Source organism: [Brevibacterium] flavum (assembly GCF_019317305.1).
Taxonomy (GTDB): domain Bacteria; phylum Actinomycetota; class Actinomycetes; order Mycobacteriales; family Mycobacteriaceae; genus Corynebacterium; species Corynebacterium glutamicum.
Genome location: NZ_CP079240.1, coordinates 1,272,838 through 1,299,621, shown reverse-complemented (window position 1 = coordinate 1,299,621; position 26,784 = coordinate 1,272,838). Strand labels below are relative to the sequence as shown.

The 26,784-nt window shown below is 52.0% G+C and carries 21 protein-coding genes; 8 read left to right on the top strand and 13 right to left on the bottom strand.

The window, feature by feature from the left end; genetic code table 11:
* Position 1: 1 nt before the first annotated feature.
* Positions 2-1,060, top strand: a complete 1,059-nt coding sequence (locus KW808_RS06345) for a restriction endonuclease PLD domain-containing protein (protein WP_003861247.1) — start codon at positions 2-4, stop codon at positions 1,058-1,060.
* The gene (locus KW808_RS06340) at positions 1,053-2,933 is read left to right on the top strand and encodes a Z1 domain-containing protein (protein ID WP_003861245.1); all 1,881 of its coding nucleotides are present in this window, start codon (positions 1,053-1,055) and stop codon (positions 2,931-2,933) included. Before KW808_RS06345 ends, KW808_RS06340 begins: the two co-directional genes overlap by 8 nt.
* Before the next feature lie 96 nt (positions 2,934-3,029).
* Here KW808_RS06340 and KW808_RS06335 read toward each other — a convergent pair whose 3' ends face one another.
* From KW808_RS06335 to KW808_RS06320, 4 genes are read right to left on the bottom strand one after another with little or no spacing between them, the layout of a single operon-like run.
* The gene (locus tag KW808_RS06335) at positions 3,030-3,761 is read right to left on the bottom strand and encodes a DUF6339 family protein (protein ID WP_003861243.1); all 732 of its coding nucleotides are present in this window, start codon (positions 3,759-3,761) and stop codon (positions 3,030-3,032) included.
* Complete coding sequence (locus tag KW808_RS06330) at positions 3,762-4,616, bottom strand: hypothetical protein (RefSeq protein WP_003861242.1); 855 nt, start codon at positions 4,614-4,616, stop codon at positions 3,762-3,764.
* On the bottom strand, positions 4,617-6,533 hold the full coding sequence (locus KW808_RS06325) for a hypothetical protein (protein ID WP_003861240.1): 1,917 nt from the start codon (positions 6,531-6,533) through the stop codon (positions 4,617-4,619).
* Positions 6,526-6,756 carry a hypothetical protein gene (locus KW808_RS06320; protein WP_003861238.1) on the bottom strand — a complete coding sequence of 77 codons (231 nt, stop codon included), beginning with the start codon at positions 6,754-6,756 and terminating at the stop codon, positions 6,526-6,528. Before KW808_RS06320 ends, KW808_RS06325 begins: the two co-directional genes overlap by 8 nt.
* A 453-nt stretch (positions 6,757-7,209) precedes the next feature.
* Between KW808_RS06320 and KW808_RS06315 the strand changes: the two genes are divergently transcribed.
* From KW808_RS06315 to cydC, 4 genes are read left to right on the top strand one after another with little or no spacing between them, the layout of a single operon-like run.
* Complete coding sequence (locus KW808_RS06315; protein ID WP_003861236.1) at positions 7,210-8,751, top strand: cytochrome ubiquinol oxidase subunit I; 1,542 nt, start codon at positions 7,210-7,212, stop codon at positions 8,749-8,751.
* A gap of 2 nt (positions 8,752-8,753) precedes the next feature.
* Positions 8,754-9,755, top strand: coding sequence for a cytochrome d ubiquinol oxidase subunit II (gene cydB, locus KW808_RS06310; RefSeq protein WP_003861234.1), 1,002 nt, complete (start codon positions 8,754-8,756; stop codon positions 9,753-9,755).
* Between the two features lie 12 nt (positions 9,756-9,767).
* Positions 9,768-11,303, top strand: coding sequence for an ABC transporter ATP-binding protein/permease (locus KW808_RS06305; RefSeq protein WP_193352736.1), 1,536 nt, complete (start codon positions 9,768-9,770; stop codon positions 11,301-11,303).
* Complete coding sequence (cydC, locus tag KW808_RS06300; RefSeq protein WP_003861230.1) at positions 11,300-12,856, top strand: thiol reductant ABC exporter subunit CydC; 1,557 nt, start codon at positions 11,300-11,302, stop codon at positions 12,854-12,856. Before KW808_RS06305 ends, cydC begins: the two co-directional genes overlap by 4 nt.
* 230 nt (positions 12,857-13,086) lie before the next feature.
* On the opposite strand, the gene KW808_RS06295 is transcribed toward cydC, so the two are convergent.
* The 3 genes from KW808_RS06295 to KW808_RS06285 all read right to left on the bottom strand — a co-directional run bounded on the left by KW808_RS06295 (position 13,087) and on the right by KW808_RS06285 (position 16,329).
* Complete coding sequence (locus KW808_RS06295) at positions 13,087-14,130, bottom strand: transposase (RefSeq protein WP_499652871.1); 1,044 nt, start codon at positions 14,128-14,130, stop codon at positions 13,087-13,089.
* A 38-nt stretch (positions 14,131-14,168) separates the two neighbouring features.
* Complete coding sequence (locus KW808_RS06290; protein ID WP_006285365.1) at positions 14,169-14,582, bottom strand: hypothetical protein; 414 nt, start codon at positions 14,580-14,582, stop codon at positions 14,169-14,171.
* Positions 14,583-14,826: 244 nt separating this feature from the next.
* Positions 14,827-16,329: a peptide synthetase gene (locus KW808_RS06285; RefSeq protein WP_003863819.1), complete on the bottom strand. Its 1,503-nt coding sequence runs from the start codon at positions 16,327-16,329 to the stop codon at positions 14,827-14,829.
* Between the two features lie 204 nt (positions 16,330-16,533).
* Between KW808_RS06285 and KW808_RS06280 the strand changes: the two genes are divergently transcribed.
* The gene (locus tag KW808_RS06280) at positions 16,534-17,328 is read left to right on the top strand and encodes an alpha/beta fold hydrolase (protein ID WP_003863818.1); all 795 of its coding nucleotides are present in this window, start codon (positions 16,534-16,536) and stop codon (positions 17,326-17,328) included.
* Positions 17,329-17,337: 9 nt separating this feature from the next.
* Here KW808_RS06280 and KW808_RS06275 read toward each other — a convergent pair whose 3' ends face one another.
* The 4 genes from KW808_RS06275 to KW808_RS06260 all read right to left on the bottom strand — a co-directional run bounded on the left by KW808_RS06275 (position 17,338) and on the right by KW808_RS06260 (position 21,315).
* A complete protein-coding gene (locus KW808_RS06275; RefSeq protein ID WP_003863817.1) occupies positions 17,338-18,234 on the bottom strand; it encodes a patatin-like phospholipase family protein in 897 nt (298 codons plus the stop codon).
* Between the two features lie 22 nt (positions 18,235-18,256).
* Positions 18,257-18,583, bottom strand: coding sequence for a hypothetical protein (locus KW808_RS06270; protein ID WP_003863816.1), 327 nt, complete (start codon positions 18,581-18,583; stop codon positions 18,257-18,259).
* 56 nt (positions 18,584-18,639) lie between these two features.
* Positions 18,640-20,052: a trimethylamine monooxygenase gene (locus tag KW808_RS06265; protein WP_003863815.1), complete on the bottom strand. Its 1,413-nt coding sequence runs from the start codon at positions 20,050-20,052 to the stop codon at positions 18,640-18,642.
* Positions 20,053-20,967: 915 nt separating this feature from the next.
* On the bottom strand, positions 20,968-21,315 hold the full coding sequence (locus tag KW808_RS06260) for a hypothetical protein (protein ID WP_003863814.1): 348 nt from the start codon (positions 21,313-21,315) through the stop codon (positions 20,968-20,970).
* 575 nt (positions 21,316-21,890) lie between these two features.
* Between KW808_RS06260 and metE the strand changes: the two genes are divergently transcribed.
* Positions 21,891-24,128 carry a 5-methyltetrahydropteroyltriglutamate--homocysteine S-methyltransferase gene (metE, locus tag KW808_RS06255; protein WP_003863813.1) on the top strand — a complete coding sequence of 746 codons (2,238 nt, stop codon included), beginning with the start codon at positions 21,891-21,893 and terminating at the stop codon, positions 24,126-24,128.
* Here the strand turns inward: metE and KW808_RS06250 are convergent.
* A complete protein-coding gene (locus tag KW808_RS06250; protein ID WP_003863812.1) occupies positions 24,121-25,470 on the bottom strand; it encodes a DHA2 family efflux MFS transporter permease subunit in 1,350 nt (449 codons plus the stop codon). The genes metE and KW808_RS06250 overlap by 8 nt on opposite strands.
* Positions 25,471-26,688, bottom strand: a complete 1,218-nt coding sequence (locus KW808_RS06245; RefSeq protein ID WP_003863811.1) for an MFS transporter — start codon at positions 26,686-26,688, stop codon at positions 25,471-25,473. It abuts the gene before it with no gap.
* Between the last annotated feature and the right edge of the window lie 96 nt (positions 26,689-26,784).

Genomic DNA, 26,784 nt, shown 5'->3' with positions numbered 1-26,784 from the left:
AATGCCCCTCGAGTTTATTGCAGATTCTCCAAATCCAAAGTCACCATTTAAGCCTTTTCGAGATCGCTTTTGGACACTCGCTAGTCAAACTAATCGGCTTGACATCGCGGTTGGATATGTAGATGTAGCTTCCTTAGTGGAACTAAATTCATACATTGAAGAGAATTCAAAAATCCAACTAAACCTCTTAGTTGGAATGCAATATTTCGAGGGTTTTACCGTTCCTCAACTGTCAGCACTTAACGCATTAGCCGATAGACTCCTTGAGGAGCAGCTCGGAAACATACTGATTTCCACTCGGGTTCATTATCACGGCAAGTTGTACTCGTTTGGAGCCAATTCGCCCAGCGAATGCGTCTATGTAGGCAGCGGAAATCTAAGCTCTATTTCACCAAGTTACTCTTCAACATATGAAGCAGGAGTCTTAGTTTCTGAAGGTAGTAGGCCAATTGTTGACTACATCCAGTCCACTCTCTTTAGACTTGGAACCCCTCTTAAAGAACTCGAAATCAAGCCTACAAATAGGGTTCTCAAGTCTCCGTTAGAAAAAATGGATACCGTCGAGAAAACTGAGGAAAGCGTTCCGGCCGAGCTAGTTCGGGAACTGACTCCGACATACAAATTTGCTATCCCGATCAAGGCCACCGAGAAGAGCAACCTGAATGTGTTTTTCGGGAAGGGTCGCGAACACAAAGCCACAGGGAGAACTCTTTCCCGCCCTTGGTACGAAGCTGAACTCATTCCGGGAACTGCGATTACCCGAAACAAGAATTACCCTCAAAACAAAGCCGAGTTCGATGTTGTCACTGACAACGGTTTCAAGTTTAAGTGCAATGTGAATGGTCAAGACGGCAATAAGAACCTACGCTCATCTGGGTCCCTATCCATTCTGGGTGCTTATTTAAAGGGCCACCTTGAAGCGAATGGTCTGTTAAAACCTGGCGAAAAAGTGACTGCTGAAGTCTTGGAAAAATACGGTCGCTCAACAGTTGACTTTATGTACTTTGAAGAAACGAAGCGCTGGGTTATGGATTTTAGGACTGGAGTAGCAAATGGCTAATACCGAATATTTCGATCGCTATCTTTCGCAAATTGATCAACCCACTTATGCGAAAGCAATATCGGAAACCACCGACACTTTCTATGAGAAGATTCTCGATGAATTCGACTGGGTTTCATTCCGCCAATGTCTCATGTACGGAGATGTCCAAAGCGGAAAAACCTCTCATGTCCTCGGAATCATTGGACGGGCATTTGACGAGGGAATCCGTTTTGCGCTGTTTCTCACTTCCGACAACACACGACTAGTTGATCAAACTTTTGAGCGTATTCTTGGAGCCTTTCCATCAGTCTCAGTATGTAATGGCAATGATGATCTACGTTTTCGCAGCACTGTCAAAAATCATAAAAATGACCAACCAGTCTTGGTTGTCCTAAATAAGAACAAAGCGGTGCTAAATCGATGGAAGAAGATATTCGAAACAACTTCAGCCATTCATGGTAAGCCCCTCTTGATCATTGACGATGAGGCCGATGCGGCGAGCCTAAATGCAAAAGTGAACCAAGGCCAACAGACGGCAATCAATAAGGTTCTAGAAGAAATTCGAAACTTTGCACCGTCATGTATCTATTTGCAGGTGACCGGCACACCACAAGCTAATCTTCTTCAGGCGAAATTGGACGGATGGCGTCCAGATTCAATTCTCTCCTTTGGACCAGGTGACAGCTACATCGGTGGTACCCAACTATTTAACGACATTCCGAATCCAAATGTCAGAGGCTTCGCATCAGGCGAACATGCTGAGAGCAAAACGCTCAACGATGCCATCGTTACTTTCCTCATAACTTCCGCTTTGCTAAAAGACCTGGGTGAATCCGGCTGCAATATGCTTATCCACAACAGTCGCCAGCGTGAGTTCCACGATTCCGCGGCAGAAACTGTCGAAGATGCAATCTCCGAGTTCCGAAAGACCCTCGATACAGAAGAGACCAAAGCCTTAATATCCAACATTTGGAAGTCTGAATTACAGCCTCTTTGTAAATTGAACAATTCAGTCGATTCAATTGTTGAGCTGCTCCACGATTTCTTACAGAATACCGAGCCTAAAACTGTCATCGTCAATTCTGACAACAAAATTGAAGAGGACGATGCACTAAAGACCGGCTTCAATGTAGTTATCGGCGGCGACTCTCTCGGACGAGGGCTCACCATCCCGAAACTACAGACAGTGTTCTATTCTCGAACATCCAAGTCGCCACAAGCAGACACTCTTTGGCAGCATGCGCGCATGTTTGGATATGATCGGCGTCTCGAATTCCTCCGAATTTTCATGCCCGGCGACGTATTAAAAACCTTTCACGAAGTCCATAAAGGCAATGAAGCGATCAAACGTCAGCTATCCAATAATCCTAATATCGATGAAATCAATATTGATTTGGACTCAAGCGTCCGACCAACGCGACGCACCGTGTTGAATAATGACTATCTAAAAACTCTTGTAGGTGGAGTCAACTATTTTTCAACAGATCCGGTTGTTCCAGACATGAAGAACTTAGACGAGATTCTCGACAAATTTTCCACACAAGATACTGATCTGAAAATTAGTACCCGTCAGGTTTCAACCATTCTTAAGCAGTTTGAAGCGGACCACAACGATTTTCCATTAAAGGCTTTTATCGGAATTCTCTCTGATAGACTCAATAAGAATCCCGCAGATCAAAGCTGGTTGTTCATTCGCAGAGGACGCAAAGTAAAACAAGGAACAGGTAGCCTGTTATCTGAGAATGACCGCAAGTCAGGCGATGCTATTACCTTGGATCCAGTCCTCACTCTTTATCGAATCGATCAGAGCTTAGGTTGGTCATCTTCGCCAATATGGGTTCCAAACTTAAAGCTTCCTAACGGCTCACTCTTCTATCGCAGCATCGAGTAATCAGCCGTCAACGTGTCGATTCCGCGCTTCTTTTAGCCTAGAAGGCTACAAAATGCTGCGGGGCAACGCTGTAAAAACAGCCTTGCCCCGTTACTACTACACCTCGACTCTAATCAGGGCTTCCAGCTCATCGGAATCCAGTACATCCAATTGCCTGAACCCAGATTCCAAGTTCATTTCTTTGGTAATCCGCTTGATTTCTTTGCTTTGATCTTTGGCCTTCGACTTTTGCATCGCTTCAAGAAGCGCCCAGCGCACTCTCTTATTCGATCCCAATTGTCGTTCAAAAATCGATTGAATTCGGTTTTGATTTTCAAATGCCCATTTGACGTATGCAAATTCATCATTTGACTCTCTGCTGGCTTGGTACTCAAGATCAGCATCGTGGGTCAAAGACGCGACCCACCAAAGCCTCGAAATGCCATGACGTATTAGGCGACGACGACTTGGTTTACCCAGAAGCCACCGTTCTTTTACTTTATTCTGCCATTTCTCTTCTCCTTCGACAGGCCATCGAGACTCCATATACGATCTGAGTGTCACCAGTGCAAGGTAACTCCAAAGTCGAGGATCGGCCGCGTCGGCGGGATTCAGGGGTCCAACTGCTTCCAATAAAGTAATGGCACTTCCGCTGTCTCCTGCTTTTTCGGAGTTTAGCTGAAATGGAAACTCAATTGGTGCTGGCAGTGGTAGCAATAATTCAGGGTTTGATGCAATCTCATCAACTTCAGCAAAAAAATCTTTAGAGGTGGCAGCTGTTTTCAAGCGCTCACTCAAGATGTCTAATGCAGATAAGTTGAAGATATTTTGAACAGTTAGAGTTTCCATTTAGTCCTCCTCGGTGAATAGTGAAACTGTTAAGACCTTGGTAACAACATCGCCCAAAAGCTGCTGTGCGATGGCAATCGGAGACGTCTCCGAATCAATTGAACGCAGAAGACTACTAACAGTCTGGAACCAAGTCTTATCGCTTAAGTCTTCTTCGCTATCATCGCTCTGATTTTTCTGAATAAAGCTGATTGTCTCCATAAGAGCGGGAAGAATGACAAGAGAGATTTGCAGATCGGGACGAAATGAAAGCTCCTGAAATCCACTAGCCATTTCTTTTGACATCAGAATGACTACCTGTTCGTCATCATCAAAATTGACCTTGATCTCACGTTTTTGGATTGGATCAACAGTGATGCGGAAACAAGACCCTACTGGCGGATCCATCGGATCGTAGAGCTTTCCAACCTTTATCGTGAAAAATCCACCGTTGGCTAGAAGATCGCCTTTTCTGATTTCAAATTTGTCTTGTGCGTAGTCTTCATGCTGATTCTGCCAAGAAAACTCTGAAATCGTTTTAGACGCTACTACGAAGATGTCAATCCGTACGTCCTCTCGAACTTCCCGCTGATCAAGCCAGCCTTTGAACGATGTACCATCAGCATGCTGGCGAACAACGTCAAGTTCGAGATAACCATTACTCATAGTCACTGGACAATCCCAACGAGCCATAAGCTCTGCTTCTCCGGACTTGAGCATCCTTGTCAGGTCAGGATCATCACTAGCAACTCGAAAACTGATCTCAATATCATCTACATCAGGCTTAAATTGCGCATTCTGCAGTTGAAAATTTGAACTGACATCATCTTGGTTTCCAAGAACTGGATGTGGGTAAGATCCAACAATAGTTGCCAATTAGACCACCGCCACGGAGAATCGTCGGTCTTCCAGGAATTCAATGCTCAGCTTTGCAGAAGCCGGCGTTCCAGCTATGTCTACGCCTTTTACCATGTTTCCCTCAAATTCAAGTTCTTTATCACCAGTCACGGTTTTGAGAACAACTTTTTTAATAGGTAGTACAAAATTGTCGTCTACTTCTCCACCTGGACCCAACGCTCGAAGGCTAATATTTCCAAACTCCGGGTTCGGGGAGGACAGGCGCAAATTAAATACAGATTTCTCAACTTCACTGGTGAACCAGCCACGAGCCCTTAGATCACCTGCCGGAATCTTCGAATTTCCGTCACCTGGTGAAGCATTTCCTGGAATGTCGCCACCAGAGCTCTTCCGTTCGGAGGAGCCACCGCGATCTTTGCCCTCAGTGCCAGGCATATCTCCCCCTGGTTCCCCATTCTTTTGGATCTTTACCGAAACAGATTTCCTTCGAGTAACTGGCTTTTTCTCTGTTTCACCATCAGGGGTGCCCTGGGTAGAAGTTGATTCAGTTGTGGTGCCTTCTCCATTCTTGGGGGCAGTAACAGTTTTGGCTTCAAATGTTCCAAGCTGCTCTACATCAACCGTCGTGGGCAGGTATTTTTCCAAGCCTTTAATCTCGACGGTATCTCCGACGACCTCGTCCATTCTTTCTTTCAATCCATCGCGAATGAAGTCCTTGACCTTTTTGATGGCTGCGCTACCACCTCTTTGCCGGGAAGCCTCCCACTTGTCATGTCGAGGTGATTCCAGAGCACGAAGTACTTCATTTCCTTCATCATTCGAGCACTCCATAATTGCGGCGTACCTCATGCGAATCGAGGTGTGGCGAAACTCAGTGATCATCATCAGTGGTTTTCTAATACCAATCGTGTGGTACTTTTCTGGAAAATTGTCATTGACCTCGACATAAAGCTTCAGTTCGCCCAAGCCTTTAATAGTCCTGACATAGGGTTCTGGATCTAATAACGCCTGGTAGAAGGGGTATACTTTTTCTAAGCTCTTGACATACATAGGCAGTGATTCTTGATCCAGAGTCCAATTTCCGCCACTGGTCTTGCCTGAAACGACCAATTTTCCGCGGTGAATGGCTACCAAAAAGTTCTTGATGATTGCATTGCGGATGTCTTCAAGATTCCTATCTTCATCCGTTGCTGCATACCCCAAGATGTATACGTCGGTTCCAAATTTATCTCTGGTCTCGAATGGTCCCAGTGAGCTCGGTGACCTGAGGTACTTAAAATCATCTTCAATCTTGCGATCGATGAAGAATCCGTCAGGCTGCAGATCCTCGCCACCCGGAAGTCGATGTGTCGCCAACTGACTATAACCAGCGAAGACAACTTCAGAAACACCCTTTGGAAGGGAAGTCCAAAATACAGTGTGGACGTCTGAAGCCAAGGTACCCACAGATGAGCCAACACCAAAGCTTCCTCCGCCACCATCTTTGTCAGCACTAATGCCCGCACCGCGGGTTAGTGCGGCCAAAGGAGAAGGACCCTTTCCGTCCCTTCGTTCGGATCCAGTTAGTCCACGGGTTCCATAATCTCCAACACGCAGAACCATGAGGGACTTTTGTTGGATTGCCTCTGCAGCATCCTTCAGTCGTGTATTTCTCTTGTCGATGGATCGAGTGGATTCATCAGCCGCGATGATGTGTTGGCGCAAGTTCTCTACATCAGGGATGGTGGAAGTCTCAACTTCAGCGAGTTCAAATTCCAGTCGAACCACTCCGTCACCATCTGGATCGACTGCATCTAGAGAGTTCTGTCCGAGCTCCCTCACCAAGGACTCAGCAATTGAAGTGCCCTTGAAATGTTCCTCATCGGAGGACGTTGCACCATAAGCTCTTGAACGTCCTGCTTTCTCGAAAAGAAAACCATAATCGCTTTTAGCCATCAAACTCTACCCTTCTTTCGGATTTGACCCCTGGATCAAACTTGGATTTCGTCTCCCACAGTTCTGCCTCAATTGCAGAAAACAGTGCGTCTACATCCGGTTGGTCGTATTCATAATTCTTTTTGTTCGCCAAATTTCCCAAAAGATTGATCTCTTTAAGTAACCGATCTCCACGACTTTTAGCGAGGCGTCTGAAGCGTTGCTTCTTCGACTCTTCAACCACTGCAAACCCCTTACTTAGGCTACATATCGGTTATATAGCCAATATATAACCACTATCTAGATCTCTTGTCTAGTCGAAATTGAAAATCTATCCAATAAATTCAAAAGTTCTCATACTTTTGCACCCAAAAGACCTTAGCCCCTAACACTGCCCCGCCCATATAAAGTAGGCCCCACCGCAACCAAGCGTCGAAAAGCAAAATCTTTTCGACGCTTTTTTGGTGACTTGTCAACAAGGGGGAGTAAAATCAGTCATTGACAGGAAAAGGTTGACCACAATCGGGGTTAACCTTTATAAAGTTAAGCTGTGAGCGGGAACTTAGGAATAAACTTCAACGACAACCTTTAAGAAGCTCTTATTGGTTCTTCGTTTTGTATCGATAAATACAATCGGTTTCCTGGCTTAATAAGGCTGTTCCTGTCAACCTGCAATGGAAGAGGAAGTGTACCTAGCGTGGATGTCGTCGACATCGCACGGTGGCAATTCGGAATTACCACCGTCTATCACTTCATTTTTGTCCCACTGACCATTGGCTTAGCGCCGCTGGTCGCGATCATGCAAACGTTTTGGCAAGTTACCGGCAAAGAGCACTGGTATCGGGCCACAAGATTTTTTGGCACTGTGCTGCTCATCAACTTCGCGGTTGGTGTCGCAACAGGCATTGTGCAGGAGTTCCAGTTCGGTATGAACTGGTCGGAGTACTCGCGTTTCGTCGGTGATGTTTTCGGCGGACCGCTGGCTTTAGAGGGGCTCGTCGCGTTCTTCCTTGAGTCTGTGTTCTTAGGTCTGTGGATTTTCGGATGGGGGAAGATTCCCGGATGGCTGCATACTGCGTCCATTTGGATCGTTGCTATTGCGACGAATATTTCTGCCTATTTCATCATCGTGGCCAACTCGTTTATGCAGCATCCGGTGGGTGCTGAGTATAACCCTGAGACTGGTCGGGCGGAGCTTACTGATTTCTGGGCTCTTCTCACAAACTCCACCGCGCTGGCTGCATTCCCGCATGCTGTTGCCGGTGGTTTTTTAACAGCTGGAACTTTCGTCCTCGGAATTTCGGGTTGGTGGATTATTCGTGCGCACCGCCAGGCGAAGAAGGCTGAGTCGGAAATCGAGTCGAAGCATTCGATGCACAGGCCGGCGTTGTGGGTTGGTTGGTGGACCACAGTTGTCTCTTCCGTGGCACTGTTCATCACTGGCGATATCCAGGCGAAGCTCATGTTCGTGCAGCAGCCGATGAAGATGGCGTCGGCGGAATCCTTGTGTGAAACCGCCACAGATCCAAACTTCTCCATTCTGACAATTGGTACGCACAACAACTGCGATACGGTAACCCACCTGATCGATGTTCCGTTTGTGCTTCCATTCTTGGCTGAAGGAAAATTCACCGGTGTGACTTTGCAGGGTGTAAACCAGCTCCAAGCTGCAGCGGAGCAAGCATACGGTCCTGGCAACTACTCCCCTAACTTGTTTGTCACCTACTGGTCATTCCGCGCAATGATCGGCCTGATGCTTGGTTCTTTGGCTATCGCTGCGATTGCGTGGCTGTTGCTGCGTAAGAAGCGCACACCAACTGGAAAGATTGCTCGTCTGTTCCAGATCGGCAGCCTCATTGCCATTCCGTTCCCATTCTTGGCTAACTCTGCTGGTTGGATCTTCACTGAGATGGGCCGCCAGCCATGGGTGGTGCACCCGAATCCTGAATCTGCCGGCGATGCCCGAACAGAGATGATCCGGATGACTGTTGATATGGGTGTTTCTGATCATGCGCCATGGCAAGTCTGGCTGACTCTCATTGGCTTCACGATTCTCTATCTCATTTTGTTCGTGGTGTGGGTGTGGCTGATTCGCCGCGCAGTTTTGATCGGACCACCAGAGGAAGGCGCTCCATCCGTGGAGGCAAAGACTGGACCAGCAACTCCAATTGGTTCAGATATGCCCATGACACCGCTGCAATTTACTGCCGCTGCCCCAACCACAGGTGAAAAGGAATAACCATGGATCTCAATACCTTTTGGTTTATTCTCATCGCATTTTTGTTTGCGGGATACTTTCTCCTCGAAGGATTCGACTTCGGCGTCGGAATCTTAGCGCCCATCATCGGCAAAGATCCCGCCGCTAAAAACACGATCATCCGCACCATCGGCCCTGTCTGGGACGGAAATGAAGTGTGGCTGATCGTGGCAGGTGGCGCCTTGTTTGCTGCATTCCCTGAGTGGTACGCAACGATGTTCTCCGGAATGTATCTGCCGCTGTTCCTCGTGCTTGTGTCCTTGATTATTCGCGTGGTGGGCCTTGAATGGCGCAAAAAAGTCGATGATCCTCGTTGGCAAAAGTGGTCTGACCGGGCTATTTTCATTGGCTCTTGGACTCCACCGCTGATGTGGGGATTCATCTTCGCCAATATTTTGCGTGGCATGCCCATCAAGGCGGATCACACCATCAATGCTGCGGCAGCCCTTCCTGGCATGGTCAACGTCTTCGCCATTCTGGGTGCACTTGCGTTCACCGCACTGTTCGCCCTTCATGGTCTCGCATTCATCCGCCTGAAAACTGCTGGTCGGGTGCGCACCGATGCGGCGAAGGCAGCTCCAGTCGTCGCACTTCTCGCTGCGGTGACTGGTGGACCTTTCGTGTTGTGGGCTGCCATCGCATACGGCCGTTCCTGGTCCTGGATCCTCGCAGTGCTGATCATCGCAGCGGTTCTCGGTGGAGCTTTCGCACTGATCAAAGACCGCGATGGATTAAGCTTCCTGTCCACTTCCGTCGCTGTCATCGGTGTAGTTGCACTGCTGTTTAGTTCCCTATTCCCCAACGTCATGCCAACAACGCTTGCCGATGGCGTGAGCCTGGATATTTGGAACGCCTCCGCAAGCGACTACGCATTTACTATCCTGACCTGGACCGCCGCTGTGATCGCACCGCTGGTTGTCCTCTACCAAGGCTGGACCTACTGGGTGTTCCGCAAACGACTTCACGCCGAGCCAGTGTCTGCCTAAAAGTTGGAAAAATTGAGTACTAGATCTGACGCTCCGGCTAGTCGCCGCACAGGCCCCGTCGATCCGCGGCTTTTGCGCCTATCCCCCGCTACCCGCCGTTGGGTGATAATCGCAGGTGTTCTCACCGCGTTGAAAACCCTCGCGACAGTCGCAATGGGCTTGCTCATCGGACAGATGGCAGCGGGCATCATTGAGGTTTCGGGAAGTTCTTTGCCCCGAATGGAACTCATCGCGCTCGCCATCACGGTGGTTGTGCGCGGACTTCTTGCGTGGGCACAGAACCGGTTCGCGGAACGGGCATCGTCCCAGGTGACTGTGGATCTTCGGGAGAAAACCCTGCGGCACCTGGCACAAAGCGATCCCCGCACCATCGATCAAGCCTTGTGGCGCACCCGTTTGACCTCTGGCCTTGATGGTTTGGGGCCTTACCTCACCGGATTTTTGCCGGCACTGGCCGCCACGATCATTGCCACCCCGGTCATGCTCGCAGTCGTGGGTTGGCTGGATGTTGGGTCCATGGTCATCGCGATCATCACGCTCCCCCTCATTCCGGTGTTCATGTGGCTGGTGGGAACACTCACCGCAGGTCGCACCGAACAACGCCTCAGCGACCTAGCCATTTTGGGAGGTCAGCTGCTTGATCTCATCGCAGGCTTGCCCACCTTGCGAGCATTCAGGCGCCACCAAGACATGGCAGCTCAGGTCACGCGACTATCCTCCCAACATGCAAGCTCCACGTTGAGCGTGCTGAAAATCGCGTTCCTTTCCAGCTTTGTGTTGGAATTTTTGGCCACACTATCGGTCGCATTGGTAGCGGTTGGCATCGGATTTCGCCTGCTTGCGGGCGATCTCACCCTCGCCATCGGCCTGACCGTACTGATCATCATCCCAGAGGTCTACGCGCCGATCCGCGAAGTCGGCACCCGCTTCCACGACGCCCAAGACGGCCTGGTTGCCACCGATGAGATCCTAAAATTACTCAGCGTTTCTTCGCTTGTCGACGCGCCTACCCACACACCCCGCGACGTTGCAGGCGGGCTGGAGGTGAGCGTCGAAAAGCTTCGCGCTGATGGACGCGATGGGCCGAGGCCTGCTGATTTGTCGTTCACCGCAAAGCCTGGGCAGTTGACGGTGCTGTGGGGGCCAAACGGCAGCGGCAAATCCACGGCCTTGCTAGCGGTGTTGGGCTTGGCGACGGAAGGCATCACTGGAGAGGTTTCCGTCAAGGATGCCTCTGGCCAGGAATTTAAGGACAGCGCATTGTGGGAGCACTGCGCATATTTGCCGCAGCGGCCGGTCATTGATCCGGAAAGTGTCAGTGATTATGCGGAACTTTCGCTTGGGCAGCGCCAACGGCTTGCGCTGAAACGTGAGATTGGGGCGCAATTGCTCCTGTTGGATGAGCCGACCGCGCACCTGGATCCAGACAACGCTGCGATCATGATCGAGCAATTGCAGGATGAAGCCCGCCGCGGCACCACTGTGTTAGCAGTCTCGCACGATCCGTTGCTGCGTGCGGCTGCCGATGAAGTGGTGGAGGTCAAATGAACACCCTGGTAAAACTTCGTTTCCGCGAGCTAATTCCCGCCGTTGTTGCAGGTAGCGTGACGATGATCGCCTCCATCACCCTGACGGTGGTGTCGGCCTGGCTGATCACCAAAGCTTGGGAAATGCCGCCAGTGATGGATCTGACCGTGGCGGTCACCGCTGTGCGCGCCCTGGGCATTAGCCGTGCGGTGTTCCGTTATATAGAGAGAATCGTTTCGCATGACTTGGCGTTGAAGGCAGCCAGCCGAGCCCGTTCGAGTGCATATCAACGCCTGGCTTCGTCGCCAAACTCTGCGTTGACGATGCGCCGCGGCGAACTGCTTAGCCGCCTCGGTGCGGATATCGATTCGGTTGCCGATGTCATCGTCCGCGCCATCATCCCTGCCGGAGTTGCCCTGCTCACCGGAGTTTTCGCGATCATCTTCACCGCGATCCTCAGCCCCGCAACAGCACTTGTCCTGGCTATTGGTTTGATTGCTGCTGCGATTATCCCTCCTCTGCTTGCTGTCCGCGGAGTTAAAACAGCCGAAGCCCGGCGCGCTGAATCCAGCGAAGCCTACTTGAGTTCCTTGGATCAGGTGCTGTCCAACCAGGCGGCGCTTCGTGTTCGTGGTGAAATGCCGGCCGCTCTGTCCAAGGCGGATGTGGCTGCGCGTTCCTATTCTTCTTCACTGGAGGCAGGCGCGAAAGACACTGCCATTGGCGCAGCGAGTTCCCTGTGGATTCACGGTTTCACTGTCATTGGTGTGCTCATGGTTTCCGCGTCACTGTATGCAGATGGAAGCCATTCACCGCAGTGGTTTGGTGTGTTGGTGCTGCTTTCACTCGCAGCTTTCGAGGCTGTCTCTGTTCTCCCCGATGCTGCGATTGCTCGTACCCGCGCCGCAGATGCCACCAGGAGGCTTGCGGAAATCTCGGCGCTGCCAGAATCTGTCTCTCTTGAGCTTCGCACGGCCTCTGACCAGCCCGTATTACGCGCCGAGAATCTAGTTTATGGATGGGACAGCGACCTAGGCACGAGCAACCTGGATCTCACCTTTGGTTCACGACATGAAATCATCGCGCCCTCTGGAACTGGCAAAACGACCCTGCTGCTCACACTTGCAGGACTGTTGGAACCTCGTGGAGGCCAAGTGCTTATCGACGGCACCAATCCTTCCGAGTTGAAAAACGCCGTGCTGTTCAGTCCAGAAGATGCCCACATTTTTGCCACCACGGTCCGAGATAACCTAGCACTCGGAGCACCGGAAGCAACCGACGCGGAAATGACATCGATCCTGGGACATGTTGGTTTGTCAGAGTGGGTTCAAGGTTTACCCGATGGTCTTGGCACTGTCCTTGATTCAGGTGCCGATAGTCTCTCGGGAGGTCAGCGCCGCCGCCTGCTCCTTGCCCGCGTACTACTAAGTGATGCACCAATTCTGCTTTTGGATGAACCCACCGAGCACCTCGACACTGCAGGCTCCTCTGAAATCTTGTCTATGCTGGCCTCCGATGAGCTCCCAGGTAAAAGGGCTAGGCGCACCGTGGTGATTGTGAGGCATGTGAGGTAATTTTGCCCCGCTGTCTTCTGACCAGAATGATGTTAGTCGGTGGCCGTTGTCGACTTAGGTCATAGGGGAAAGAATGTGCGAATATCCACCACAGATTCGAGATTTCCATCCTTCTGTGGTTGATTTTTGCAACTTAGCCCCCGGAATGTGCAAAAATCTGTTCGATTTTTACTTTCCACGCGGCCTGTCAAGTAAATGTGAAGAATGACGTAGGATTTCTCAGATACTGATCACTCAATCAACAGATACTCATCACCGACCCGACTCGCATTAATACTCACCTTCCGCGCCGGCACCTTCACCCTCGGTGGACGATGAAACCTCTCCGGATGAGCCGCATAATAACGCCGCAACACACCCCGACGCTGCTGCGCGGTAGACACCCAACTGCCATCAAAGACCTGCTCCGGAATGAAATTCGCAATCCCACTGTGATAATCCGTGGTGTTATACGCCGAAATCACCAACCCCAAACTCTCATCAGCATCAGTGATCGAATCATAAACCTCCAACCCCAAACGATGATGCTTAATCGTATGATTCACCGACTCACAATGCGGATTATCATTGCTAACCCCAGGCCGAATCAACGACTGCTCCACCCCATAACGCTCAAGCATCCTAGCCATATCCTTGCTCGTCATAATTGAACCGTTATCGGAATGCACCACCTCAACACGACCTAAACCTTCCTGCTTGATCGTCTCCTCGATCAACATGACAGCCACATTTTTGTCTTCACGTGACTGCAACGTCCACCCCACAATCTTGCGGGAAAACAAATCCATCACCACATGCAAGGCATACAACACCCGCGTATGTGATCCCTTCACCCACGTCACATCCCACACAAACACCTGACCAGGACCTGTCGCTGTCACCGTCGGCACAGTTGCTGGTTCACGAGTACGTCGCGCAGGTTTAACCACCGGATCACGCAAGGTCTGCGCAATCCGGTAAAACATCCGCTCACCAGCTAAAAGCCGCTCGCCACTATCAAGATGCTGGTAATAGATTTGTCGCACACTCAACCCCTGCTCAAACCCGGCAGACAGCAGCACGGCGATCTGGGCGCGGTCAGCATCACTGATGCGTTTAGACCCACTGCGCTTAGTATGCGGGATCGGGTTTTTCACCCGCGACCTGGGATGGTGTCGGTAGTAGTAACTAGATTCCGATAGCCCTAGAACAGCAAGTGCATTCTTTTTGGAATACCCGCTTCGGCGTAGACAGCTAATCAGGTGCTCTTCAAGATCAAGGTTGCTCTGATACATGCTGCGCTGTGATGTGGATAGTGTTGCGCCTCCTCGTCTTATTCCGCGCCATCCTTGTGCATTATCGCGATAGCTTTTCCCAACGCATCAATTGCGGTGTGGAGCTCCTCATTGTTTTTCTTCAGTTTCGCAATCGTTGTGTCGGAAGAATTATTCCGCGCCTCAGAGGCGTCGAGCTTGGCTTGCATTTCTTCGAGCTGGGCGCGCAGTGCGATGTTTTCGCGGACTTCCTTGAAGGTCATGCGTCCAGTCTGGCGTGGAATCAGCCCACGTTCAAGATCACCATCGGCCAGGCCCCTGCGCCATGTCGCAATCGTTGATGCTGACAGGTTGTGCTGGGCGAGGTATCTACCTTTCGTGCCGTGGGGGCGGGAGAGGTAGGCGATGACGTGGTCTCGTTTTTGCTCCGGGGTGAGCTCTGCTGTGTCGACGGTGGGAATGTTCACGGTCATGATGGATTGTCTCCTTAGCTGGTTTTGACTGCTTCACATTCAGCTAAACAGAAAGGGCCAGGCCTGTTTGTGGTGAGTCCTTGACCAGCAAACACCCAGGTTTCACATCTGCCCCACTGGTCCCAAAATGTCGGCCTCCTAGAATCACGTTTAAGGCCTCAAACAACATCAACCCAGACACAGACCCATTTGGGATAGCTCAACCCCTTAAATCGCCTTCCACAACAAGGCGCCAAGAACCGAACTACCCCACCACCTCCTCAACCTTCACCCCTCGCGCACGCCCATGCTCCACAGCCCAGGCGCGCAGCTTTTTATCCAAATCGGTGGTGCGATATTCCGGAATGATGAACGGCCCCTCGATGTGAAGATGAAGCGCACCACCGCGGGAAAACTCCGGAACAATAGTTAGCTGCATCGCTGCGATCATCCTGCCACGAGCGTTTCGAACCACCGCCAGGAAATGCGAAGACTCGTGTGTCAGCAGGTCAAGGGCATGTTCAAGATCCACCAGCTCACAAGGGTCGGCTGCGTTTCGGGCAAGCAGCGGGGCGATCTCGGAAATATCGGCGCGAGTTCCATGCCGAAGTGTCAGCTGTTCCCCGCCAGCCTGCAGATTTACAGTCCCGGCCTCGGCACGCATTCGAGCAACAATCGCATCAATCCAGCGGCCCACATTTTCCCGCGCCACCAAAGAGTCAGGATAACGACAGCGAAGGTGCGCGCCGGAGCGATCCAAAATAAACCACAGCATCACACCATCGGTGCGCAGTGAGGCACTGACATACTGGGCTTCGAGGCCAATATCGTCAATGCTCACTGGGAGTCGGCGCAGGTCAAGCCAAGAAATGGCAAACATTCCCGGCGTTTCAGGCATCCCTCCCCACGGTTCAAGCAGCTCAGCCAACGGGTAGCTCCCCAAAGAAACAGCCTCGCGAACAGCCTGGGCTGCAGTGTGAGGATCGGAATCTGGCACCTCAATGACCGAATTGGTGATAAACCACCCGACACTATCGTGCCAGCGCTGATCGAAACGGCTATGGACTGGGAATACAGCACGCAACGGAAGGTCCGCCAGTGCCGCTGTAACATCAGCCATCACTGAAATAGTCAAGGCCAGGGAGCTTACCTGTTGTGCGCGGGCACGTGCCGAGTAAATCGCCAAGCCATTGACCCCGAAAATGTCGCGGACTTCAACGCGTTCAGGCATGGAGATGGCATCGCCAAGCGGTAGCGGGAACTGAGGCATTTTGCCGCCGCCCGCTTCTAAAATTTCGCGCCACCGCTGATGAATCTGCTCCGGTGCGGGCGGGGCCGCTAGCAGTTCCGCTGTGTGCGATTCGAACGCCAACGGTGGCTCAACAGGAAGTTCCATATCGAGCGCAGCCAACAAATCGCGCACAATAACCAGCATGGACCACATATCCACATGCGAATGATCACTGCCAATAATCACCGTGGGACGCGGATGCGCATCAATAATGCACAAACTATGCGCTGGCCTCGAGTATGGCGAACACTGCCGATTCAACTCCGCCCGCAGTGCCTCATTAATACTCTCACCAGGCGCAACGGCATGATCAATCCATTTCCCCGGGCCCACATCAATGCGGTGTTGCTGCACCTCCCCACCCATTCCCGTGCTAAATACTGTGCGCAAGGTGCCGTGCCGTGCAATCACCTCAAGCCACGCGCGCTCCAATTCCTCACGGCTGACTGCCTTGGGCATAGAAACACTAATCGCCATCCAGCTGCCCGGACGCTCCCCGGCGCCCACGTGTCGTTGCTGATCAAAGGAGACCGGCACCGCCTCACCCGGAGCCGATGCATAAGGGTGATAGCTGCTCAACGTACCAAACGGAAGGTTTAATTGATCTACATGTGTCAGTCTCATGGCACTATAATAGCCCTAGTATCTATAGATTAATAGAAAATAATTTAGGAAGTTTCCATGAACACTCCCCTCCAACACAGCACCTTCCCCGTCCCCGGCGCGCAACTCTCCACTTCCTACAGCGACGAACACGGCCAAGCCGTCATCCAACTCCACGGCCTCACCTCATCCCGCCAACGCGACCGCCTCCTTGACCTCGACCTCGGCCGTGGCCTTTCCGGCACGCGCCTTTTGCGTTACGACGCCCGTGGCCACGGCACCTCCACCGGCCGCGCTGCCTCCACTGATTACCAGTGGGACACCCTAGCGGGTGACCTTTTAATGCTTCTCGACGCCCACTTCCCCCACGAACAAGTCCACGGCGTCGGCCCCTCCATGGGTTGCGCCACCCTCCTCAAAGCCGCCGTATTAAACCCCGACCGATTCTGCGGCTTCACACTCATGCTCCCACCCACTGCCTGGGAATCCCGAAAAGCCCAAGCCTCCGAATACTTATCCCGCGCAGAATTCTTAGAAACCCACGGCATGGACGCCTTCCTCAACGCCGAAAAACTCCACGCCCAACCACCAGCAACAGTAGGAACCCCCGACACAGTCCCCGACATATCCGCCGAACTTCTCTCCTGGGCTTACAGAGGTGCCGCCCAAAGCGACCTACCCTCCAAGGAAGAAATCACCAAAATAGCAGTCCCCACCACCATCTTGAGCTGGATCGATGACCCCGGACACCCCGTATCCACAGCAATCGAACTAACCCGCCTCATGCCAAACGCCCAACTCCGCATCGCCACCACCCCAGCGGAAGTCGCGCGGTGGCCACAACACCTTCGCGATGACCTGCGGTTGGACTAAAAACCTTCATTATCTGGTTTGGTTCAGGAAGCTCATGATCTCCGGCCAATCTTTGCGGGTCTGCTGCATGCCTGCATCGAAAGATGCGCGGAGTTTCTTCAAATTGATTTCCGTGTTCTGGATGTTCATGTTGTCCGCAAAGAACACGTAGGCGCTGCCTTGTTTCTCTAGGTCGAGGATCTGTTGCTTTACCGAGTTATACAGTGCAGGACGCGCGATGGTGAGGTCGGCGATTGTGGGGAAACGTCGTAAAGCAGCTTTGATGAAACCCGGGCGCCCGATCTCCTTGCGCCAATAATCGCGCGGGCGGGAGGCGATAACGAAAAAGCGGGTGAAGCCCGCATCGATGGCCGGCTGTAGCATCAAACCGCCGGTCTCCCCGACCGCGCCATCGACATATGGATTGCCGTCGATGTAGGTGATCGGCATGAAACCAGGCATGGTCGACGACGCGCGAACCCGCTTCATCAGAGCGCTCAAATCCGGGGTGTCTTCCCTGCCCCAAAAAACGGTCTCGCCGGTATCGGCACGCACCGCAGAGAGTTGAAACGGCGTGGGGTCGGCTGAAAAAGTGTCAAAATCGAAAGGAAATTCCTGGTCAGGTTGCGTGGAGGTCTCATAAATATCCAACGCATTGAAATAGCCCCGACCGCGCACCAATGGCTGAATTCCTGAATAACGGCGATCAGCCGCGAACTCCACGAAACTCGACACCGTGCGGAAACGATCCGCCGAAAGATAATTCACCGTATGCGACGCGCCCGCTGAGACTCCTCCGACCCAACCGAAATGAATATTGTTGGCGATCAACTGATCAATCACCGCAGCAGTATAAGAATTTCGGGTTCCACCGCCCTCAATGATCAACGCAACATCATCAAAATTCTGGGCAGGGATTTGAGGCATGTGTTCGAGAGTAGTCCTTAATCTATGTCTCGCGGGGCCGCCACATCGCACGCACCCGACGATTGTGTTGACGCACCATCATCCCCGAAGGAAACCCACCCACCACCAGAAGCAACAGTGCCCACAGCCCAAAGAAAGGCTGCGCAAACGCCGCTGCGACAATCAAAACGAAAAAGCCCGCCGCGCGGAGAAAATAGACCAAGAACTGGCCTTTTTGCTCGAAATCAATATCGTGACCTATGAAATACGGAATCAATCCATAGGGTTCGAGCATGCTCCAACGGGCGGTGGCGATGGCTGCGAGAATAGTCCCCGCAATGAGGAACACAACACTCGCTATGATTGTCATGCGCTAATTCTGACAGCACACCGCTATTTTATGCAAGGGATGCTTAGGCCTTTTCCTTAGGCTTTATCGCGGACTTTCTTGCCACGGTAAACCTGACGAGCTTCATTTTCCTGTGGCTCACTGAGGTAACGCTTCAAAGAATCATCCAACTCAATCATCCACGGAGTGTGGTGTTCAACAGAGGTGGTGCCCGTCATCACGGAAGTATAGGTGTAATCACGGTAGTTGAGGATATCCTCCTTCTTCGACTTCACCCAGCCCTTCAAGATGTTCGCAACTTCCTTCAGATCAAACGAAGGATAATCGGTCTGATCGATAAGATCCTCGACGTAATCGCACTGGAAATCAATCTGATCATTCTTAGACTTCAGGCCCTCGAAATGTGACAGCCACTGATCCATGTGATTGCGCTGCGCCTCCTTGGAAGGAAGAGCCACGCGGCCCAAAATGACATCGCGAACATACCAAGCCTGAGCATCAAACATGTTGAACGTCAGCCACTGATCCTGAGCACCCAACCAGAACAGCTGGTTATTAGCCTCGGACACCACGCCACGATAAAGCGTATCCGGGTACAGGTTGTTTGGTGAGCTTAAAGTCAGCTCAGACGGCATAAATGGGTAATGGTGTAAGTAACCAGTACAGAACACCACGATGTCAACCTTGCGCTTTTCACCATTGACAAAGTGAACCTCGGAGCCGTCGAAACGCTCAACCAAAGGAAGCTCAGTCATCTCTTCAGGCCACTCATACCCCATTGGTTTTGAGCGGTAAGAGAAAGTCACCGAACGAGCACCCATCTTGTACGCCTGGGTACCGATATCTTCCGCAGAATAACTTGCACCAATCAACAAAATATCCTTGTCAGCAACAGCCTCTGCACCACGGAACTCGTGAGCATGCAAGATCTGACCTGGGAAAGTCTCCACACCATCAAAGTGAGGGACGTTCGGGAAGCTGAAGTGTCCAGCGCCAACAATCACGTTGTCATAAGTATCACTGCTGGTCTCACCGGTGCGGAGGTTCTCCACCGTCACGGTGAACAGCTTGGTGGCCTCATCAAAACTCACCCAGCGAACAACATGCGCGAACTTGATGTACTTCTCAACGTTCGACTTCTTTGCACGACCTGCAATGTAATCCCACAACACTTCACGTGGAGGGTAAGAAGAAATTGGCTTTCCGAAGTGCTCATCGAAGCTGTACTCAGCAAATTCGAGAACTTCCTTCGGACCGTTTGACCACAGGTTTCGGTACATACTTGAGTGCACAGGCTCACCATAAGAGTCTGTTCCCGTGCGCCAAGAATAATTCCACTGCCCACCCCAGGTATCCTGCTTTTCAAAACACACCAGCTCAGGGATCTCATGACCCTGCTTTTCAGCAGACTCAAACGCCCTCAACTGAGCGATACCACTCGGACCTGCACCAATAATCGCAACGCGCTTATTCTTCACAACCATCTCCATGAATGCCTCCTATACCCATTCCGCAAAAGGCGGCCTTCACTTAAAACACCAACATGGCAGGGCAAACGAAACAATGCGTGCCACAGACCATGTACAAAAAGTTTTACATCCTCCACCCGAAGCCATCAGGAACTCACTTAATGCGGCAGGCTTCCCTGGTCTGGGGCCTCACTCGATTAAGGATTCACCATGAATCCACCTCGGTGCACCACCTGGATGGCGGCGAACTCGGACGAGACATACATGTCAAAAACTTCAGCCTCAACTAACTGAAGTCCATGTAGGACCTTAACAGATCAATTCAGGGCTCGCTAGTTCTTAATATTTAACACCTATTTAATCAGTCATGCGGTTTATGTAAATTTGCTGGTTGTTGCGGGATTTTGGGAATTTTAGTGGGATTCTAAATAAGTTTTACTTTTTTATTGTCGATTGCTTGTTTTGCCGTGGTTGCGCATTTCGAGAGAGGTGCTGTATGGCGTTTTAAGGGCCTCAATTTTCTGAATGTGCGCTTGTAAGGACACAGCCATGAACGGCGCTTAGAAGCGATTCTGAGAGGGCAAAGTTTTTAGGCGCGAGCTCGCAACTTACCCCGCTTCGTGGGCACCAGACAGGCGTGCCCACGAACCCCTCAAATCCAAAACTTGGGCATCTGTGGCCGGTATCGAGGGCGATAAAACAAACCACAGTGCCCACGAAACGCATTTTCGAGTTCCGTGGGCACTGTGGTTTGGTTGCGCAAGAACCCCGCCCTCGCATCCCCCTTTCGAGGCATCGAAATGCACTCCCACAGCCCGTTTCGAACCCAAAACCTCAAATAAAACCCCAGAAACCCACCCCAAGACATCAAAAAGCCGCCTCCCGCTCAAAAAACATGAGTGGAAAGCGGCCAATTTGATTATGAAGAAAAAGAAATTAGACCAGAGGGGTGGAATCCTCGTAGAAGTCAGCAACGGTGACGGAATCCCAGGTTCGCTGTACCTGCTTGTTGTGCTTATGAACCATCATCAGTGATGGGAAGTAACCGAAAGGAATGATTAGTACTGCCCACACCCCGAAGAAGGATGCTGCCATCGATGCGGAGAGCATCAGTGGGAAAAAGGCCACGAACCGTAGTGAGTACGGCACGAAGTCGTCTTCGTTAGGTAGGCCAATGAGGTAGGAAATTCGTCCGAATGGCTCGCTGGCACTAAAGAGCGCAGCGGCAGCATTCGCCAACATTGCGCCAACGAGGAGGAAAACAACGCTTGCAATGATTATCACGTCTCCTAGCGTGACATGTTTCTTAAGTACTTTCAATTTCTTTTCGACGTGATTTGAAGTCACTTTTTCTAAACTGTGACCCACCACCCAACCATCAACGGGTGTAAACACACATCACCGCGTTGCATTTTGCAAAAGCCCAGGTCAAAACAACTTCACCAAAAACAGCGGGGGTAAAATGCGATCTCCCCTCCCTCGAAAACTTGACTATGAGGTTGCACACCTTTACGCCACTTCCCCACCCGACGCAGACAACGGGAGCCCAAAACGGCACCATGAATTTAATTCCCCGGAACTTCTTGACAGACCGAGCAGTCTAGGGTTTGGTTGAAAACGCAATCGGTTCACTTTTAATCCTCTCCCTGGAGCCCCGGATGATGAGGAACGCCAAAGGTTTCTGAATGGAAATTTTAAGCGTTAAGTGGGACGACCTCGATTACAAAAAGGCGAGGAAACCCCCGGGGCAGCTGTCTGCCACCCGGTGATTTCGCGAACCTTGAAGCATCGTCAGAAGATTGCCGTGCGTCCTAGCCGGGATCCGCACGTTCGGCTCAAGCAGAAAGTCTTTAACTCACATGACTTCCAACTTTTCTTCCACTGTCGCTGGTCTTCCTCGCATCGGAGCGAAGCGTGAACTGAAGTTCGCGCTCGAAGGCTTCTGGAATGGATCAATTGAAGGTCGCGAACTTGCGCAGACCGCCCGCCAATTGGTTAACACTGCATCGGATTCTTTGTCTGGATTGGATTCCGTTCCGTTTGCAGGACGTTCCTACTACGACGCAATGCTCGATACCGCCGCTATTTTGGGTGTGCTGCCGGAGCGTTTTGATGACATCGCTGATCATGAAAACGATGGTCTCCCACTGTGGATTGACCGCTACTTCGGCGCTGCTCGCGGTACTGAGACCCTGCCTGCACAGGCAATGACCAAGTGGTTTGATACCAACTACCACTACCTCGTGCCGGAGTTGTCTGCGGATACACGTTTCGTTTTGGATGCGTCAGCGTTGATTGAGGATCTCCGTTGCCAGCAGGTTCGTGGCGTTAATGCCCGCCCTGTTCTGGTTGGTCCACTGACTTTCCTTTCCCTTGCTCGCACCACTGATGGTTCCAATCCTTTGGATCACCTGCCTGCACTGTTTGAGGTCTACGAGCGCCTCATCAAGTCTTTCGATACTGAGTGGGTTCAGATCGATGAGCCTGCGTTGGTCACCGATGTTGCTCCTGAGGTTTTGGAGCAGGTCCGCGCTGGTTACACCACTTTGGCTAAGCGCGGTGGCGTGTTTGTCAATACTTACTTCGGCTCTGGCGATCAGGCGCTGAACACTCTTGCGGGTATTGGCCTTGGCGCGATTGGCGTTGACTTGGTCACCCATGGCGTCACTGAGCTTGCTGCGTGGAAGGGTGAGGAGCTGCTGGTTGCGGGCATCGTTGATGGTCGTAACATTTGGCGCACCGACCTGTGTGCTGCTCTTGCTTCCCTGAAGCGCCTGGCAGCTCGCGGCCCTATCGCAGTGTCTACCTCTTGTTCACTGCTGCACGTTCCTTACACCCTCGAGGCTGAGAACATTGAGCCTGAGGTCCGCGACTGGCTCGCCTTCGGCTCGGAGAAGATCACCGAGGTCAAGCTGCTTGCCGACGCCCTAGCCGGCAACATCGACGCGGCTGCGTTCGATGCGGCGTCCGCAGCAATTGCTTCTCGACGCACCTCCCCACGCACCGCACCAATCACGCAGGAACTCCCTGGCCGTAGCCGTGGATCCTTCGACACTCGTGTTACGCTGCAGGAGAAGTCACTGGAGCTTCCAGCTCTGCCAACCACCACCATTGGTTCTTTCCCACAGACCCCATCCATTCGTTCTGCTCGCGCTCGTCTGCGCAAGGAATCCATCACTTTGGAGCAGTACGAAGAGGCAATGCGCGAAGAAATCGATCTGGTCATCGCCAAGCAGGAAGAACTTGGTCTTGATGTGTTGGTTCACGGTGAGCCAGAGCGCAACGACATGGTTCAGTACTTCTCTGAACTTCTCGACGGTTTCCTCTCAACCGCCAACGGCTGGGTCCAAAGCTACGGCTCCCGCTGTGTTCGTCCTCCAGTGTTGTTCGGAAACGTTTCCCGCCCAGCGCCAATGACTGTCAAGTGGTTCCAGTACGCACAGAGCCTGACCCAGAAGCATGTCAAGGGAATGCTCACCGGTCCAGTCACCATCCTTGCATGGTCTTTCGTTCGCGATGATCAGCCGCTGGCTACCACTGCTGACCAGGTTGCACTGGCACTGCGCGATGAAATTAACGATCTCATCGAGGCTGGCGCGAAGATCATCCAGGTGGATGAGCCTGCGATTCGTGAACTGTTGCCGCTACGAGACGTCGATAAGCCTGCCTACCTGCAGTGGTCCGTGGACTCCTTCCGCCTGGCGACTGCCGGCGCACCCGACGACGTCCAAATCCACACCCACATGTGCTACTCCGAGTTCAACGAAGTGATCTCCTCGGTCATCGCGTTGGATGCCGATGTCACCACCATCGAAGCAGCACGTTCCGACATGCAGGTCCTCGCTGCTCTGAAATCTTCCGGCTTCGAGCTCGGCGTCGGACCTGGTGTGTGGGATATCCACTCCCCGCGCGTTCCTTCCGCGCAGGAAGTGGACGGTCTCCTCGAGGCTGCACTGCAGTCCGTGGATCCTCGCCAGCTGTGGGTCAACCCAGACTGTGGTCTGAAGACCCGTGGATGGCCAGAAGTGGAAGCTTCCCTAAAGGTTCTCGTTGAGTCCGCTAAGCAGGCTCGTGAGAAAATCGGAGCAACTATCTAAATTGGGTTACCGCTAGGAACCCAAAGATTAAGGGCACGAGTGTCACCAGGATTGCCGCACCCATGGCAACACCGAAGGACACCGTGCCCACTCCTATTTGCATCACAGCGCCCAAGGTAGCGGCGCCCAAAACAGCGCCCACCTGGCGTGAGGTGTTGTAAAAACCAGAAGCAGAGCCCACTAAATCCTGCGGAACATCACGCAGAGCAATCGCAGAGTTCGGTGCAAAACTCATCGCGTTGGAGCTACCGAACAAAATAATCGGGATGAGCAGCCACAACGGCGATAGGTTGGCGATCATAAAGACAGCCATCAACGCCATCGAGAAAATCAGCGCGCCAAAGCCGAACTTAGAAATCATTCCTGGCGCCAGGCGATCCACCAATCGTCCAATTACTGGTGACATCACCACAGAGATGATGCCCATCGGAACCAACATCAAACCGGCCAACTGCGACGACATTCCCTGAGCTGTTTGCAGATACAACATGATGGGCAAATTAACGGAATACACCGTAAAGCCCAGGCTGAAGATCGAAAATGCACCGATCGCGAAGTTGCGCGTCTTGAAAATCCTCAACGGCATCAGTGGCGCCTTGGATCTTGTTTGCATCCATATAAAGAGCACAGCTGCAGCAATACCAACGGCAAGGGACACCCAAATCAGTGTTCCCCACCCAAGTTCTGGCCCCTGCTGCAAGGCAAGAACCACACCAAGTACAGCAACAAGTGAGACCGCACCCGAGAGCCAATCGATCTTCGAGGTTCCCGTGGGAAGTTTAGGCACATAACGCGCCACCATAAATAGGGAGATCAATCCGAGCGGCACATAAACCAAGAACACAGCACGCCAGCTGATCCACCCCACCAGAACACCACCGATAACTGGCCCGAAAAGTCCAGCTGATGAGGCAACAGCACTCCACACCCCGGTGGCGGCTCCCCTACGATCATGCGCGAAAATCTTGTGAATGATGCTCAGGGGCTGCGGATTAAGAAGAGATCCGCCCAGGCCCTGCATCGCGCGAGCAGCAATCAACCATTCGATGCTTGGTGCAAATACACAGGCCAACGCCGCGAGAGTAAACACAGCCATGCCGGCAAGATAAATATTTCGCTGTCCATAACGATCACCCAAGCGCCCAGTAATCAACAGTGGCACCGCAAAAGTGAGCAAATAAACCGCTGACACCCACACCGCTTGGTTCAGGCTCGCACCCAAATCCTCTTGAATCTTTGGCAGCGCGACAGCCACCAACGATTGGTCAAGCAGTGTGAGAAACAGCCCAACACTTAAAGCACCCAGAGCTTTCCACGCCCTGGACTCCACAATCGGCGTCATTTATACCTGCTCGACTTTCGCCGTTGGCAGCGTCTCCCGGCCGAAGATCCATGCGACCGCAGCCAGCAAACTGATCACACCACACAGCATGAATCCGATTTGGAAGCCTGCCTGTTCTGCGATCATGCCTACGAGAATCGGGCCAACAATCGCACCGAAATCCTGCGCCATTTGGAAATTCGCTAAGACTTTTCCGCCGGGGCGGGAATCTATAACATCAGCGAGCACCGCCTGCTGACTTGGATTAAGCAAGCCCGCACCAGCACCTGCCAACGCAGATACCATGATCAGGATCCACACTTCTGTGCCGAATCCGATCATTGCCGTGAACACTGCATTGACGATCAGCCCGGAAATAATCATCGGTTTACGGCCAATGCGATCTGAGAGATCGCCCGCGAATTGCAAACACACAGCATTTCCAGCGGCGAACGCAGCCATGGCAAAACCCGCAATAGCTCCGCCATTGCTAAATGCAGCTGCGGCAAACAGTGGAAGAACCGCCACACGCACACCAAAGTTCGACCAACCATTGGCAAAAGCACTAAACAACGCCGAGCGGTAGGCAGAATCCTTAATTGCCTCAGCAAAGCGCAACGCCGGCACACTATTGCTATCAGCCTTCCGAAGTGAATCGTTGGTTTTCGGCATCCGCCACCACACAACAAGTGCAGCTAAGCCAACGGAAGCACCATAAATCGCGAACGGCCACCGCATGCCCAAACCGGACATCGCAGCACCCACAACCGGGCCAATAATATTGCCAAACAGGAACGAACTGGCATATACCGACGAACACCGCCCACGGATCTCCACCGGCGCCATCTTCACGATCAGGCCCATGGCAGAGACCGTAAACATGGTGGAACCAATACCTGCGATGCCACGAAGCAGCAGAATCTGCCAGTATTCCTGCGCCAACGCAACAAGCCCCGTGGTGATAGCCACGGTAAGTAAACCAGTGAGATACACACGACGGGAACCGATCTTATCGATCAAACTTCCCGACATCGGCGCAAACAACAACCGGGCGCCCGCAAAGATGGACACCACCGCACTGGCAGCTGCAAAACTTACATCAAAACCGACCACAAACTGTGGCAAAATCGGCGCAATCAGGCCATAGCCCAGCGCAATAATAAACGCAGCCACAACCAGCACCCAGATCTGCTCTGGGATTTTTGGTTTAGCCTCTAATTCTATTTTTTGAGTTAACATTTCACACCCAAGGCTAGCCCTGCACCCCTTTTATATCTAGCTGACCAGTATTAATACCAATAATAGAACATATTATCGAACAATGTCGCTTGGGTG